The sequence below is a fragment of the Paenibacillus sp. OV219 genome, from assembly GCF_900110075.1.
Taxonomy (GTDB): domain Bacteria; phylum Bacillota; class Bacilli; order Paenibacillales; family Paenibacillaceae; genus Paenibacillus_Z.
Genome location: NZ_FOCJ01000002.1, coordinates 81,123 through 96,328 on the forward strand (window position 1 = coordinate 81,123; position 15,206 = coordinate 96,328).

Sequence of the window (15,206 nt, forward strand, 5' to 3'; positions counted from 1 at the left end):
CTATGCTTACGGCTAAAGCGACGTTGCTCAGATGGCGGTTAATCGGCCTTGTCTATATTACCTCACTCTTGTTCCTGCTCTTTCAAGGCGGGAAAACCTCATTCATGCTGTTCTGTATCTTCAATGTGCTTCTCATTTATTTGGTGTTCGGCAGATGGAGCGGCATCGCGGGGGTGACCGGTATCCGCAAGCTTGGGAGTGGGACAGCTTCGATTGCCGAGCAGTCCCTGTCGGCAGGTTCGCGGCTTGATGTGCAAATATCCGTCCAAATTCCAGGCGTTTGGCCTATTCCCTACGTGCTCGTTCGCGACCGTCTCACCTCGCATAGCGGCAAAACCGTGCCATTCGAAGCGTCCTTCGTGCCGAGTTACCGCAGAGCCGGTTCCATTAGTTACACAACACCGCCGCTGGAACGCGGAGTGTATCGGTTCGAATCGACGGAATGCTCGACTCGCGACATCTTCGGCTTGTTCGAGCACAAGGGCAGCTTCGAGTCGTCTGTACCGTTCAGCGTCTATCCGCGTACGGTAGCGATTCGGCAATGGAAGCAACTGAAACGCGGTGCCAAAGGTCCGTATTCCACATCCGCGTCGCGGCTTGCAGCTAAAGAAACAACGCAAATTAACGGCGTTCGCGAGTATATCTACGGCGATCGGCTGTCACGCATCCATTGGAATGCGACTGCCAAGACCGGGCAATGGAAGTCTAAGGAATTTGAGCGTGAGTCGCTGCCTCGAACGATTGTTGTGCTTGACCGGTACGTAGGCGCCTATGAGAAGCCGGAGCAATTCGAGCTTGCTGTATCTACAGCAGCCTCGATGCTCGAATTCGGCTTCCGCCGAGGAACGGCTGTCGGCCTCGTCTCGATCGGCTCGCGGACCGATGGCTTCGCGCCAACGGCTTCGCCCGATCAGCGGGAGCTAATGATGAAGCATCTCGTTCGCGTACAGGCGGACGGCGATCAGCCGCTTTACCGTGCGCTGCGCCAATCCAGTGCGATTACGCAGGCGGGCTCGTTCGTCGTTGTCGTCAGCCCGCAGACTGGCGAAGACACGGTTCGCGCCATGGAATGGCTGAACCGGACTGGAGTTGTACCGGTGCTCGTGCATTTGAAGCCGGGGGGCACTGAGCGGAACAATGTCAGTGATATCCGCACCGGCGAGTGGATGCGGCTGCTGCGCCGAAACGGCATTGCGGTCCATATGATTAGTACACTGCAAGAACTGCCGGACGTATTGGAGGGTGGTAAAGGATGACAGCAGTAAGTCGTGCAGCGTTCAAATGGTTGTCTGCTGATGTGTATCGCAAGCTGTCGGCTGTGTTATCCGCCCTACTGATCTATGAATGGATCCGATGTCTAGGCGATTATTGGTGGGAAGAGACGTTTACGATTGTAAACGGCGTACTGTTCGCCGCCGTCGCTGCCAATCTGCTGATCTCGTCCAAGATTTGGTCGGGCTCGATTCAGCTCTTCATCATTGTGTTGCTTAACGCCGTTTACTCGGGGTATACATGGATCCCTTTCACCGGTGAGAAGAGGAAGCTGCTGGATTGGATGAACTGGCTTGGTACGCAGCTCGATCAGCTCCAGCCTTTCATTTGGATCAGTCTTGGGGTATGGGTGGTTTTCCACGGCATCGTGCTTCTGCGCCATAAACGGCTCTTTATTATATTTGTCATTCTCGCTGCTGTACTATCACTGGCAACAGCGGATTCCTTATTCACACCCATTCATTTGTGGGATGAGATCGCTTGGATCGTATTCATTGGGCTTGGCTGGCTCGTTGCGAGCCACTTTGCCAGCTTTCAGAAGCGGCATCCCGAGAATTGGTCGCAGCTGCTCGAATATCCGCTGAGCCTTTTCCTGCCAATCTCGATTATCATTATGCTCGTCATGGGCGCAGGGCTGTTCGTACCGGCGATCAATCCGATACTGACCGACCCTTACACGGCGTGGAAAGAAGCGCGCAACGAGACGGTGCCTTCCTTCATAGGCGACAAAGCTATCACAATACCCGCATCGAAGGACAGCAACAACAGCCAGTCCGGTTACAGCCGAAGCGATGCGTCGCTAGGCGGCGGATTTGAGTTCGATTATACGCCTGTCATGATGGTGACAACCTCACAGAAGAGTTATTGGCGAGGGGAAACGAGATCGTATTATAACAGAAACGGCTGGTTAGAGGCTGTGCCGGAGAAGCTGGAGAAGGGCAACGGCCCCGTTGCTAGCGGCCAGTCATTTAAAGCGCTGTACACGGAAGCGAAAACGGGAACCGAACTCGTAGAGCAGACGGTGGAAATGATTAGCAAGACGAAGTATCCGGTTCTGTTCGGCGCGGGGCCGATCTCTTCCGTCGTCTCGGTAGACGGAAAGACCAGTTTGCCAGGTTTAAGCTGGTTCTCGCAAGCGTGGGAGCTGCGTCTGATGAAGTTTGGCGCGGCCACTTATCCGAAGAAATATACGATTAAGTCGAAAGTGCCGATCCTTGATGAAGAGAAGCTGCGAACTGGTGCGGCTGTTCAGAAGAGCACAGACATCGATCCGATGTATCTGGAGCTACCTCCTACCATACCGGAGCGCGTCAAGGCGCTTACCGAGGCGATTACGAAGACAGGCGCAACGCCATACGACAAAATGCAGCTGCTCGTCGCCTATTTACAGACGACGTACAACTATACGAATACGCCGGATGTTACGAAGCGGGTGAGCGAGGATTTCGTCGATTCCTTCTTGTTCGAGGTTCGCGAAGGCTACTGCGATTATTTCTCCACCGCGCTTGCTGTAATGGCACGTGAGATCGGGATACCTTCCCGCTGGGTGAAGGGCTATTCCCCCGGCTCGATCCCGAATGAGGCTGATATGCTGCAGCAGCAAGGCATGACCGGTGTCGAAACAAATCCTAGCGGTGCGGGCACGTATACGGTACGTAACGCAGATGCGCACTCTTGGGTTGAGATTTATTTTAACGGATATGGTTGGCTGCCGTTCGAAGCAACGTCAGGTTTTGCTTACCCTTATGCACTGCCGAAGGACAAACCAGCGCCAGAGCCAGTTCTTGCGCCGGACGTAGAACCGGAATCCATTCCTCAAACCGAATCGCCTAGGGGCTATCAGCTGCAACCATGGATCATCTGGACGACGGCACTTACGTCGCTCGTACTCATTCTACTCTTCATTATTCTCAGGTACCGCTTCCTTTCGCTGATCAGACAATGGTTCAAAGGCAGGTCCGGCACGGTTAATGAACGTGTTGTACGTGAGACGAATCGTCTCATCCGGTTCTGCCGGAAGAAGGGGCTGGATTATAACGAAAACGACACGGTACGCGAAACGATGGGCCGCTGGTCAGTTCGGCTATCATCCTTGCAGCCGCAATTCCGCGAAGTGCAGCACGCCTTCGAGAAGGCGATGTACAGCAGTAGTCAGGTGACACAGGCTGAGCTTGATCAAGTGTCGGTTACGATGAAAAAAATCCGTGAACATTTAGGGTAACGATTGTCTGAAGGAGCCAGCGTAGGTGTGCCTTGCATCTACGCTGGCTTTCTTTGCAACAAATTCATTAATTATGGTATAGTTTGCGTGATAGCGATAGCAGGGGAGTCGAAACTATGTTTGAACGGCTGTTGCCGCAAATGCGCGTCAATACCATTTATGATATCGATTTGCATAAGTTAAAAGACCAAGGAATTCGCGGTATTATTACAGATCTTGACAATACGCTTGTAGGAGCGAGAGTGCCACTCGCCACGCCGGAGCTTGTGAAATGGCTTGATGATGTGCGCGATCTCGGCTTTAAAGTTGTCATTGTCTCGAATAATAATCGGACGCGTGTGTCCAAATTCGCTGACCCGCTAAATATTAAGTATGTTCATGCGGCACGCAAGCCGGCGAACCGAGCTTTTCATCGGGCGCTTGAAGTGCTTGAGCTGCCGGCTGAGAAGACAGCCGTCATCGGCGATCAAATGATGACTGATGTGCTCGGGGGTAGACGGATGGGGCTGTTCACCATTCTCGTCGCGCCGATTGCACCTCATGAAGAGGGCATTATGACGAAATTTAACCGTATGCTGGAGAAGATTGCCCTAAGAAGTCTCCGCAAAAAAGGGCTGTGGCCCGAGGAGGAACAAAGAAGATCATGACCAATCAGCTAGAACAAGGGACCTCGTGTGCGGGCTGCGGCATCAAGCTGCAGACGGAGTCGGTGGACAAGCCCGGTTACATCCCGCAAGCGGCGCTTGCGAAGGAGCCGGCGATTTGCCAGCGTTGCTTCCGTATTAAAAACTATAACGAAGCGGCTTCGGTCGCCATCGATCAGGACGACTTCCTGAAGCTGCTCGGCGGCATTGCCGCGACGAACAGCCTAGTCGTCCATATTGTCGATTTGTTCGACTTCGAAGGCAGCCTGATCTCCGGCTTGCAGCGCTTCGTAGGCAACAATCCGGTGCTGCTTGTCGTGAACAAGATCGATCTGTTGCCGAAGGGCATTAACCCGAACCGGCTGCTGAACTGGGTGCAGAAGCAGACGAAGGCGCAAGGCTTGCGCGTCGTCGATATTGTGCTCTGCTCGGCGAAACGCAATATCGGCTTCGAGCGTGTAATTGAGGCCATCGGCGAACACCGCGGCGACCGCGATGTGTATGTCGTCGGTGCGACGAATGTCGGCAAGTCGACGCTAATCAATCGCCTTATTCGCGACTACAGCGACTTGGAGCGTGAGCTGACGACGTCGCGTTACCCGGGAACGACGCTTGATGCGGTACACATTCCGCTTGATGACGGCAAAGATATTATTGATACGCCGGGGATCGTCTACTCACATCGGATGACGGAGATCGTTCCGCGCGATGTGCTAGGCGCATTACTGCCGGATAAGCCGATCAAGTCGCTCGTGTATCAGCTGAACAGCGGTCAGACGCTGTTTGTCGGCGCGCTTGCGCGGTTTGATTTTATCGAAGGGGATCGTCAATCGTTCACCCTGTATGTGTCCAATGCATTGCAGGTGCACCGGACGAAGCTGGAGCGAGCGGATGAGCTGTACGCCGATCATAAAGGCGAGCTGCTGGCGCCTCCATCGAAGGAGCAACTGGAAGAGATGCCGGCGTGGACGCGTCACCGTCTGACAGTACGCCCAAATGCAGAGACCGACTTGTTCATCTCCGGCCTTGGTTGGATCCACGTGAACGGCGCAAGCGGCGCACTCATCGACATTCATGTGCCGAAGGGCATTCGAGTGTTAATGCGCGATGCACTGATTTAATCGGAGAAAAGATCATCCATATGTTTAAGGGAGAGTGAACGTAAAGGATGGGCAACAAGGTAGACAGCCATACGGTGTTATTCAGCGTCATCGGCGATCCGATTCGGCATTCCAAATCGCCGATTATGATGAACCGGGCGTTCCGGGAACGCGGGATTAATGGGATCTACACCGCTTTTCATATAACTGCTGATCGGCTTGGTGATTTCGTAGCTGGCGTCCGTGCGATGGGCATCCGCGGCGTGAACGTCACCATTCCGCATAAGCTCGACATTATGCCGCTGCTGGACGAAATCGACGAAAGCGCGCAAGTGATTGGAGCAGTCAACACGATCGTGAACACGGACGGTCACTTGAAAGGCTACAATACAGACGGCATCGGCTATGTCCGGTCGCTTAAAGAAGAAGCGAAGTCTGATCTTGCAGGCTCTCATGTGCTCATCATCGGCGCCGGCGGAGCGACAAGAGGCATTCTCTATGCGCTAGCTCGCGAAGGTGTCGCGTCCATTACGATCTCGAACCGTACAGTTGCCCGCGCAGAAGAGCTGGCTGCCGCCTTCCGTGGACTTGTTCCTGTAATCAGGGCTATCGGCCAGGATGAACTGCAAGCGGCTTGCGGGCATAGTGATATTATTATTAATACAACATCGCTCGGCATGTTCCCGAATGTGGAGGAGACGCCGATTGACAGCTCGTGGCTGAAGCCGGACACGGTAGCGAGCGATCTTATCTATAACCCGCTTACAACGCGTTTCCTCACGGAAGCACAAGAGCGAGGCTGCCGGATTCACGGCGGACTTGGAATGTTTATTTATCAAGGCGCTTATGCCTTTGAATATTGGACGGGACAGCCTGCACCGGTAGAAGCGATGCGAGAGACAGTGCTTGAAGCGCTGCAGCAGTCCAAAAGCTAAATTGACGAGAGAAGGAAATTTCACATGCTAACAGGTAAACAAAAGAGTCATCTGCGCTCACTGGCGCACCATTTGAACCCGATTTTCCAAGTGGGCAAAGAAGGCAAGAACGAGAATCTGATCCGCCATATCGAAGAAGCGATCGAAACGCGCGAGCTGATCAAAATTTCTGTGCTCAACAACAGCATCGAAGACCCAAAAGAAGTAGGCGAGTGGGTTGCAGCAGAATCCGGATCCGAGCTTGTTCAAGTGATCGGTAAAACAATTGTCCTCTACAAAGAGAGTAAAGATCATAAAACGATTGAACTGCCGTAAGAACACCGAATCAACAGCAGCCGTAAGGGACATGCCCGGATCGAAGCAGCATTACTTTAGAATAAAAAGGTCTAGCTAGCGAGAGGAGACATGACGTTGATTAAAGTCGGTTTTATGGGCGGCACGTTCGACCCCATTCATTATGGCCATCTGCTCGCTGCCGAATCGGCGCGTGAAGCATGCGGTCTAGACGAAGTTTGGTTTGTTCCTGCCGGCCATCCGCCGCTTAAGGAAAACGAACCTCTTGCTGACGGGGCTACCAGACTTGAGATGGTGTATCGGGCGATTGATTTTCAGCCGCATTTTCGCGCTATGGATACGGAGCTGGAGCGAGAAGGCACCAGCTACACGATTGATACGATTAAAGAGTTGAGTGCTCTGTATCCGGGGCGAGAGTTCAGCATTATAATTGGCTCGGATCGCGTGAACGATCTACCGAAGTGGCATAACATTCAGGAGCTGGCGCAGCTGGTGCGCTTCATCGGCGTAACGCGCGGCGGTGAAGACATGGAAGTTAATGAGCTGCCGGATTACCTCAAGGACAGGCTAACTGTCGTGAAGATGCCGCTGTTCGAGCTGTCATCGACGGTTATCAAGGAGCGTATCGCAGCGGGCCGTTCGATTCGGTTCCTCGTACCGGAGAAAGTCTATTCGTTTATTCGAAGGAATGAACTCTATGAATCGTGATGAGCTGATGGCTTCGGTCAAAGCGGAAATGCCTGAGCGAAGATGGACGCATACGCTCGGCGTGATGGAGACGTCGGTTCTGCTCGCGGAGCGGTTCAGCTGTGATCCGGTTCGCGCGGAGTTGGCTGCAATTCTGCACGATGTCGCGAAATATTGGCCAACCTCGCGGATGGAGACGATTATTCGGGAGGAAGGTCTTCCGAGCGATCTGCTCGAATATGACAAAGAGCTGTGGCATGCGCCGGTCGGCGCTTTCGTTGCAGCACGTGATTACGGCATCGAAGATATTGAAGTGCTTGATGCGATCAGATACCACACCTCCGGTCGCGAGCGAATGACGTTGATGGACAAAATCGTATGTCTCGCCGATTATATGGAACCCGGTCGTGATTTTCCAGGTGTGCATAAAATAAGAGAAATAGCCAAGCATAGTGTGGAAAAAGCACTTATTGCAGGGTTTGATTCTACGATTTCTTACTTGCTTCAGCAGGGAAAGCGGATTTATCCGCTAACCGTTGCAGCACGGAATGATTTAATACTTCAATTAAGGGAGGCTGAGTAATGACAGTAAATCCAGAGGAACTTCTGAAAGCCGTCGTAACAGCGGCGGAAGATAAGAAAGCGCATAACGTGGTGGCGCTGGATTTGAAGAACATTTCGCTCGTCGCAGACTATTTTGTCATCTGTCATGGTAATTCGGATACGCAGGTGCAGGCAATCACAACCGAAATCCGCAAGCAGGCGGAAGCGCGAGGCGTACGGGTGCGCGGCATCGAAGGTGCCGATACATGCAGATGGGTGCTTGTAGACATCGGCGATGTTGTTGTTCACGTATTCCATCGCGAAGAGCGCGAATATTACAACATCGAACGTCTGTGGTCCGATGCGAAGGTTGTGGAATTAGCATGAGTCTCGTAGCAGGCACAACACAGAATTTGAAGCTGGCCCGCGAGGTTTCTCCTTACGGCTACTTCATGACAGACGGCGAGAATGAAGTGCTTATGCATTATACCGAGCTCGTCGGCCACCGCCCGCAGATCGGGCAATCCTATGATGTATTTCTATTCTTCGATTCCGAGGACCGCATCGCTGCAACGATGAAGAAGCCGCTTATCCAGCTAGGAGAAGTGGCTCGTCTTAAAGTGGCGGATATTCATCCGCGGATTGGCTCATTCCTTGAGATGGGACTTGGCCGGCAGCTGCTGCTGCCGTTGTCCGAGCAGCCTGAGCTGAAGGAATTGCGTCCAAAAGTCGGCGATGAGGTGCATGTTATACTCGCGCACGACAAGATTGGCCGCCTCGTTGCAAAGATAGCTTTCGAGGAAGAGCTGGCTGAGCTTGCTTTTCACGCGCCATCCTCCTGGCATAACACTTGGGTTGAAGGCTGGGTAACGAAGACATTGAAGATTGGCTCGTTCGTCATGATTGACGGAGGCGTGCTCGGCTTCGGTGCGTACGGGTTAATTCCAGCTGACGATCGGACAAGATTGCTTCGTCTCGGAGAGCGCGTCCATGCAAGGGTAACATTCGTTCGTGAGGACGGTCGCGTCAATCTGTCGATGCAGCAGCGCAAGGAAGTAGGCCGCATGGAAGATTCCGACCGGCTTCTAGCATTCTTGAAAGAGCGTCCGAACGGCGCAATGCCTTACTCTGATGCTACTACCGCGGACATTATCAAGCAGAAATTCGGCATTAGCAAGAGCGCCTTTAAGCGCGCACTAGGCAAGCTCATGCGTGACGGTATTATAACGCAAGAAGGCAACTGGACGAAGCTGACTGAACAAGCAGCTGTGGCTGAAAAGCAGGAGGGCTAACATGGAAGCCTATCGGCAGTTTGCCACCGTCTATGATCGGCTGATGGCGGATATGCCGTATCCAGAGTGGCTGAAGTTTGCGCAAAGCTGCTGGCAGCGATATGGGACACCGCGTACGGTTGTTGATCTCGGCTGCGGGACAGGCAGCATCTCGATCCCGCTCGCAAGACAAGGCTATCAAGTCTATGGGATTGATTTGTCCTCGGATATGCTGACGATCGGCCAGAGCAAGTGGGAAGATTCAGTTCGCAGCGGCGGACCTGCGCGAGGGACGGTTACGTGGCTGCAGCAGGATATGACGGAGTGGGAGCTTGGCGAACAAGTCGATTCGGTCATCTCCTTCTGTGATTGCGTGAACTACTTAACGGAAGAAGAGGATGTCGTTGCCGCGATAGAAGCGACTTATCGGGCGCTGAAACCGGGCGGTGTATTCCTCTTCGATGTTCATTCGCAGGCTACGCTTGCGCGCTATGCGAGCGAGCAGCCTTTTGTTCTTGATGAGCCGGATGTAGCGTACATATGGACGTGCGAGCTTGATGAAGAGCGGGTCGAAATCGAGCATCAATTGACGATTTTCGCTAGTGAGGATTCGAAAGGTGGCAGCTTCGCTCGCATTGAAGAAACACATGTGCAGCGTGCCTACGATGCCGCGTGGCTGCGGGAAGTGCTACAAGGTGCAGGCTTTTCTCATGTCGAGCTATTTGCTGATTTCAAGCTAGAGCCGGCAAAGGGCGATGCAGAGCGGCTGTTTTTTGCAGCGGTCAAGTGATCATGCTGTCAGTTTTAGGCGCTTTTCCTTGACATGGTAAGATAGGATTATTTATAATCGAACTATCTATTTTTCCCTGCACAAAACGAATTTCGTCTAAGCATTAGTCGATGTGTCGTTTTTGCTTATATGGTGTTGAAGAGGAGCAGTAGCTTCAGCAGCGTCTGGATCAGAGAGCCGGCGGTAGGTGCAAGCCGGACCAGCGTGAAGTGAACTCGCCTTGGAGCCGCACGTGAACAGCTTTGTTTGCTGCTAAGCGTGCCGTGTCGCCTGCGTTAAAGGCATAGAGTGAGCAACGGTAAAGCATACCGTTTGCTAACTAGGGTGGTACCACGGGAGCATATTCCTCTCGTCCCTAGCGATTACGCTAGGGGCGGGAGTTTTTTTATTTTCTCGGCAAGACTAGTTTGTTTAGAGAAATGGGAGGCATATTTATGACACAGGAGCGCCAAGAGCAACAGGGTTATAACCCGCTCGTAATTGAACCGAAATGGCAGCGTCATTGGGATGAGTTCAAAACGTTCAAAACGACAGAGGATGCAGGGAAGCCGAAGTTTTACGCACTCGACATGTTCCCTTATCCGTCCGGTGCAGGCTTACACGTTGGCCATCCGGAAGGCTACACCGCTACAGACATCGTATCGCGTTACAAAAGAATGCGCGGCTACAATGTCCTTCACCCGATGGGCTGGGACGCGTTCGGCTTGCCGGCAGAGCAGCACGCTCTGGATACAGGCGAGCATCCACGTGAAATTACAGTCAAGAACATTAACAATTTCCGCCGCCAGATCAAGTCGCTCGGCTTCTCGTACGATTGGGATCGCGAGTTCAGCACAACAGACCCGGATTACTATAAATGGACACAATGGATCTTCATCCAGCTGTTTAATAAAGGTCTTGCTTATGTAGCTGAAGTGCCAGTCAACTGGTGCCCGGCGCTTGGAACGGTTCTTGCGAACGAAGAGGTTATTAACGGCCTCAGCGAGCGCGGCAACCATCCGGTTATTCGCAAGCCGATGCGCCAATGGGTGCTTCGCATTACGGAATATGCAGAGCGTCTGCTTGAAGATTTGGAAGAGCTGGACTGGACTGAAAGCATCAAAGATATGCAGCGCAACTGGATCGGCAAATCGAAGGGTGCAGAAGTGACTTTCGCGATTGACGGTCACGATGCTTCGCTCGTTGTATTCACAACGCGCCCGGATACGCTGTTTGGTGCTTCGTACTGCGTACTTGCTCCTGAGCACGAGTTGGTTGATGTGATTACGACTGAGGCGCAGCGCGCTGCTGTGAAGGACTATCAAGAGACAGCTGCACGCAAGAGCGATCTGGAGCGTACTGACCTGAATAAAGATAAGAGCGGCGTATTCACAGGTGCTTACGCGGTTAATCCGGTTAACGGCGCACTTGTGCCGATCTGGATTGCCGATTATGTGCTTGCAGGCTACGGAACAGGCGCGATTATGGCAGTTCCAGGTCATGACGAGCGCGATTGGGAATTTGCGAATCAGTTCAATCTGCCGATCGTCGAAGTCGTTTCCGGCGGCGACGTGAGCGAAGCCGCTTATGCTGGCGATGGTGCACACGTGAACTCCGGTTTCTTGAACGGGCTTAGCAACGAAGAAGCGATTGCACGTGCCATCGAATGGCTTGAAGCAGAAGGTAAAGGCCAAGGTAAAGTGACATACCGTCTGCGCGACTGGCTGTTCAGCCGTCAACGTTACTGGGGCGAGCCAATTCCAATTCTCCACTTGGAGGATGGCACAATGAAGCCGGTTCCAGACGATCAATTGCCGCTCTTACTGCCGGACGTGGAACAAATCAAGCCTTCCGGAACGGGAGAATCTCCACTTGCGAACGTAACGGAGTGGGTTGAGACGGTGGATCCTGAGACGGGTATGAAAGCTCGCCGCGAGACGAACACGATGCCGCAATGGGCTGGTAGCTGCTGGTATTACCTGCGTTTCATTGATCCGCATAACGATAAGGAGCTGTGCTCCAAAGAGAAGCAGAAGGAATGGTTGCCGGTTGACTTGTACATCGGCGGCGCCGAGCATGCGGTGCTTCATTTGCTGTATGCGCGCTTCTGGCATAAAGTGCTCTACGATATCGGCGTAGTCGATACGAAGGAGCCGTTCTACAAGCTCGTGAACCAAGGTATGATCCTCGGCATGAACAATGAGAAGATGAGTAAATCCCGCGGTAACGTCATCAACCCGGACGATATCGTGAACGTGTACGGTGCAGATACACTGCGTATGTACGAAATGTTCATGGGTCCACTCGAGGCGACGAAGCCTTGGAATACGAATGGCGTAGAGGGTATGTACCGTTTCCTTAGCCGTGTATGGCGTTTGTTCATTGGAGAGAATGGCGAGCTGTCTGAGAAGATCGCGAATGTTGAAGGCTCCGAAGCGTTCAAGCGTACTTGGCACCGCACAGTGAAGAAAGTGACAGACGATTACGAGAATCTGCGCTTTAATACTGCGATCAGCCAATTGATGATCTTCGTCAACGATGCGTACAAAGCAGAATCGCTGCCGCGTGAAGCGATGGTGAGCTTCGTACAGATGCTGTCGCCGCTTGCGCCGCATATCACGGAAGAGCTGTGGTCGAAGCTTGGGTCTACTGATTCGCTCTCATACGCAGCTTGGCCAACTTATGAAGAGAAGTTTACAGTTGATCAAGAGGTTGAAATCGTCGTGCAGGTGAACGGTAAAATCATAGATCGGATCTCGATTGCTGCTGATACAGATGAAGCAGAGATGGAACGGATTGCGAAGGAGTCGGAGAAGGTCGCTGAAGCGATTGCCGGCAAAACAGTCCGCAAGCTGATCGTTGTTAAAGGCAAGCTTGTTAACATCGTTGTCGGTTAAACGGCTGATGAAAGGTTGACATAAAAAAGAGGTGAACGACCTCTTGGCGCAAAGCATGCGCTAAGGGCCGTTCACCTCTTTGCCGTATAAAGAGACAGATACGCGATCGAGATCCTCTTCATATTTGGCATGCGTGACGCGGATGAGTCTGTTGAACACACAATCGAGTTCGTTGTTCAGCAGGGCAATTGCTTGTGCCGTGATGCCGCCCGGCACACATACGCGGCTCTGCAGCTCCTCAGGCGTCATGCCGCCTGCTGTGAGCAGCTGGCCTGTGCCAAGGAGCATTTCGGAGGCGACGACTCTCGCCTGATCGCGAGGGAGACCGGTTTCCTCAACCGCTGCGTCGATAAAACGCTGCAGCAGGAAGGCCATAATGGCGGGGCCGCAGCTCGAGAGATCCGAGACAACGCGCTGATGCTGTTCATCAATCGGTAGCGGCTCGCTGATATAAGAGAGCAGTCCGTTCAGACGAATGATGTCGGCATCGGTCATCCGGTTGCCGTACATGCACAAGGTGACGCCGCTGCACATGTTGTTGGTGATGCTCGGAATGACTTTGGCGATTTTGCAATTGAGTGCATCTTCGAGCTGTTCCAACAGCACGGGACTTGTTATGGAGATGACGAGCTGGTGAGGCAGAACGACATCGAGAATTTGGTCCAGCACCGCCTTGAACTCCATCGGCTTGATACATAGAAAGATAACATCTTGATCGATGACCGCATCACGATTCGAAGGGACAGCTTGCAGGCCGGGATGGCGGTCGGCGAGCGCAATTGCTTTTGAGTAAGTGCGGTTGCTGGCAGTGATTTGCGATGGCTTCAGCGCTCCCGAACCGATAAACGTATCGACGAGCAAGCTGCCCATGCTCCCAATCCCGATAAACCCGACATTCATCGCAATCCCTCCTCAAGGCAAAACATAAGTATTTCGATCGATCGCTCTTACTACGGTATGCAAGGCGGCAAGGCCAACATGACCGAATGGAGCATAAAAAAGATTTTGTCAGTTGAAAGGAGCTTACTTTATGGGGATGAAACCGAGAAGTAATAAGATTAAATCACAGAAGCTGCTTATCATTGTGCTGCTCGTTGCTGCTGTCGTGCTGGTGTGCACCGCGTTGTATCAACCTGAGAGCAGCGGGCAGCCTGGCTGGGAGGCGGTAAATAACCAGGTTGAACGTGCGCTGGGAGCGGAGGAAGCAGTGAAAGAGCAGGATCAGGAGGCGGAGAAAGCGGCGTCTGGTGGAGCTGGTGTAGGTGAGACGAAGAATGGGTCAGGTGAGAGTGTTAGAACAAATGTAGGAGCAGGCTCGAGTGCTGGTGCAGGAGCGGGAGCAGAGATAGGAACAGGAGCAAGCGGAGATACAAGTGCAAGCAGAGATACAAGTGCAAGCGCTAGTGCGTCGGATGTAGGGAAGTCGGAAAATACGACAAAACCGCCTCCGGTTATGGATGGCAAGGTCGATATTAATCATGCTACTGTGGAACAGCTGGACACGCTTCCGGGAATCGGAGCTTCGAAGGCGAAGGCAATTGTAGCTGATCGGGAACAAAACGGAGTGTATCATAGTGCTGACGATTTGCTCCGAGTGAAGGGAATTGGACCAAAGCTGCTTGCGAAGCTGAAGGCTTTCATTGTTCTGCAGCCCTGATTATGCGACAATAGAAAGAATTAGCTTACTAATGATCATACGTTTTGGAGCCCGTACATGTGCAAAAGCAGATGCTTTCGAAGTGCGCTTTTGTGCTTGCTAGATGCATATTCAGGTAGTTACGCACAAATCGCTTAGGGAGGCAGACGAGTAGAAATGGCAGGGAACATGCAGGATAACGTACGTAAAGACTGGGACACCTATTTTATGGACATCGCGTATATGGTATCGACTCGTTCCAGATGCCCGCGCAGACATGTAGGAACTGTGTTGGTGCAAGGGAAGAAGCTGCTCGGTACGGCATATAACGGCGCGCCGATGGGGGTCTCGGATTGCTCCGAAGACGGCTGCATGATTGTAGAGGAATATGAAATGCAGGTAGATGGCGAACAGGAACAAATGATCAAGAAGCAGCGCTGCATACGTACGATTCATGCGGAGCAGAACTTGCTGCTCTTCACGGATCGGATCGACCGGGAGGGCTCGACCGTTTATGTGACGGATCAGCCATGCTGGACATGCGCCAACATGCTGGCCAATAGCGGCGTCATCGAAATCGTCTATCACCGGGCCTATTCCAAGGACAGCGACAAAGTAAATGCGCTCATGGAGTTAAAAGGAATCATTTTTCGTAATCTCGCTTCGTACGAGCCCCCGGCTCAAGCAGGCATGGATATCATTTCATAGCTATATAAGCAGCTTCAATGAGGAAGAACCTCTTGCTGCATCTGGACATTTCCGCAAGCACTGCCGATTGATCGGCAGTTGCCCGGCGTGTAACAGGTGTGGGAAGAGGTTTTTTGTTTTTCGCTGAAATGATGTGGTTGCAGGAGAGGAAGCTGGACTGGTGGACCACATTGGTGGAAATCCGGCGAAATGGGGGAAAGGAGCTGGTCTGGTGAACTAGAGACATGAT

Annotated in this window: 15 protein-coding genes and 1 other annotated feature; of the genes, 14 read left to right on the forward strand and 1 reads right to left on the reverse strand. The window is 52.6% G+C overall.

The genetic code is table 11. The features are described 5' to 3' along the window. Positions 1–2 precede the first annotated feature (2 nt). The 12 genes from BMY11_RS06140 (at position 3) to leuS (ending at position 12,633) form a co-directional block, all read left to right on the forward strand. A complete protein-coding gene (locus tag BMY11_RS06140; protein WP_090573623.1) occupies positions 3–1,256 on the forward strand; it encodes a DUF58 domain-containing protein in 1,254 nt (417 codons plus the stop codon). Next, positions 1,253–3,493, forward strand: coding sequence for a DUF4129 domain-containing transglutaminase family protein (locus BMY11_RS06145; protein WP_090573624.1), 2,241 nt, complete (start codon positions 1,253–1,255; stop codon positions 3,491–3,493). Before BMY11_RS06140 ends, BMY11_RS06145 begins: the two co-directional genes overlap by 4 nt. Before the next feature lie 116 nt (positions 3,494–3,609). Then, positions 3,610–4,140, forward strand: a complete 531-nt coding sequence (locus tag BMY11_RS06150) for a YqeG family HAD IIIA-type phosphatase (RefSeq protein WP_090573625.1) — start codon at positions 3,610–3,612, stop codon at positions 4,138–4,140. Continuing rightward, a complete protein-coding gene (gene yqeH / locus BMY11_RS06155) occupies positions 4,137–5,258 on the forward strand; it encodes a ribosome biogenesis GTPase YqeH (RefSeq protein WP_090573626.1) in 1,122 nt (373 codons plus the stop codon). The genes BMY11_RS06150 and yqeH overlap by 4 nt, the downstream gene beginning before the upstream one ends. A gap of 47 nt (positions 5,259–5,305) precedes the next feature. Next, a complete protein-coding gene (gene aroE / locus BMY11_RS06160; RefSeq protein WP_090573627.1) occupies positions 5,306–6,172 on the forward strand; it encodes a shikimate dehydrogenase in 867 nt (288 codons plus the stop codon). Between the two features lie 24 nt (positions 6,173–6,196). After that, positions 6,197–6,487 carry a ribosome assembly RNA-binding protein YhbY gene (yhbY, locus tag BMY11_RS06165; protein ID WP_090573628.1) on the forward strand — a complete coding sequence of 97 codons (291 nt, stop codon included), beginning with the start codon at positions 6,197–6,199 and terminating at the stop codon, positions 6,485–6,487. A 99-nt stretch (positions 6,488–6,586) separates the two neighbouring features. After that, entirely contained in the window at positions 6,587–7,174 is a 588-nt protein-coding gene (nadD, locus tag BMY11_RS06170; RefSeq protein ID WP_090574371.1) for a nicotinate-nucleotide adenylyltransferase, read from the forward strand. Continuing rightward, the gene (gene yqeK, locus BMY11_RS06175; RefSeq protein WP_090573629.1) at positions 7,164–7,736 is read left to right on the forward strand and encodes a bis(5'-nucleosyl)-tetraphosphatase (symmetrical) YqeK; all 573 of its coding nucleotides are present in this window, start codon (positions 7,164–7,166) and stop codon (positions 7,734–7,736) included. The genes nadD and yqeK overlap by 11 nt, the downstream gene beginning before the upstream one ends. Beyond that, a complete protein-coding gene (rsfS, locus tag BMY11_RS06180; protein WP_090573630.1) occupies positions 7,736–8,083 on the forward strand; it encodes a ribosome silencing factor in 348 nt (115 codons plus the stop codon). Before yqeK ends, rsfS begins: the two co-directional genes overlap by 1 nt. Beyond that, positions 8,080–8,988, forward strand: coding sequence for a CvfB family protein (locus tag BMY11_RS06185; protein ID WP_090573631.1), 909 nt, complete (start codon positions 8,080–8,082; stop codon positions 8,986–8,988). The genes rsfS and BMY11_RS06185 overlap by 4 nt, the downstream gene beginning before the upstream one ends. Position 8,989: 1 nt before the next feature. Further along, positions 8,990–9,757 carry a class I SAM-dependent DNA methyltransferase gene (locus tag BMY11_RS06190; protein WP_090573632.1) on the forward strand — a complete coding sequence of 256 codons (768 nt, stop codon included), beginning with the start codon at positions 8,990–8,992 and terminating at the stop codon, positions 9,755–9,757. Between the two features lie 126 nt (positions 9,758–9,883). Continuing rightward, positions 9,884–10,117, forward strand: a binding site (T-box leader). Positions 10,118–10,191: 74 nt separating this feature from the next. Further along, positions 10,192–12,633 (forward strand): leucine--tRNA ligase, encoded by a 2,442-nt coding sequence (gene leuS / locus BMY11_RS06195; protein ID WP_090573633.1) that lies wholly within the window; start codon positions 10,192–10,194, stop codon positions 12,631–12,633. Positions 12,634–12,693: 60 nt separating this feature from the next. On the opposite strand, the gene comER is transcribed toward leuS, so the two are convergent. Beyond that, entirely contained in the window at positions 12,694–13,533 is an 840-nt protein-coding gene (gene comER, locus BMY11_RS06200; protein ID WP_090573634.1) for a late competence protein ComER, read from the reverse strand. A gap of 130 nt (positions 13,534–13,663) precedes the next feature. On the opposite strand from comER, the gene BMY11_RS06205 reads away from it, so the two are divergent. Continuing rightward, positions 13,664–14,290: a ComEA family DNA-binding protein gene (locus BMY11_RS06205; protein ID WP_090573635.1), complete on the forward strand. Its 627-nt coding sequence runs from the start codon at positions 13,664–13,666 to the stop codon at positions 14,288–14,290. A 168-nt stretch (positions 14,291–14,458) separates the two neighbouring features. Next, positions 14,459–14,977: a deoxycytidylate deaminase gene (locus tag BMY11_RS06210; protein WP_090574373.1), complete on the forward strand. Its 519-nt coding sequence runs from the start codon at positions 14,459–14,461 to the stop codon at positions 14,975–14,977. The last annotated feature ends 229 nt before the right edge of the window (positions 14,978–15,206 follow it).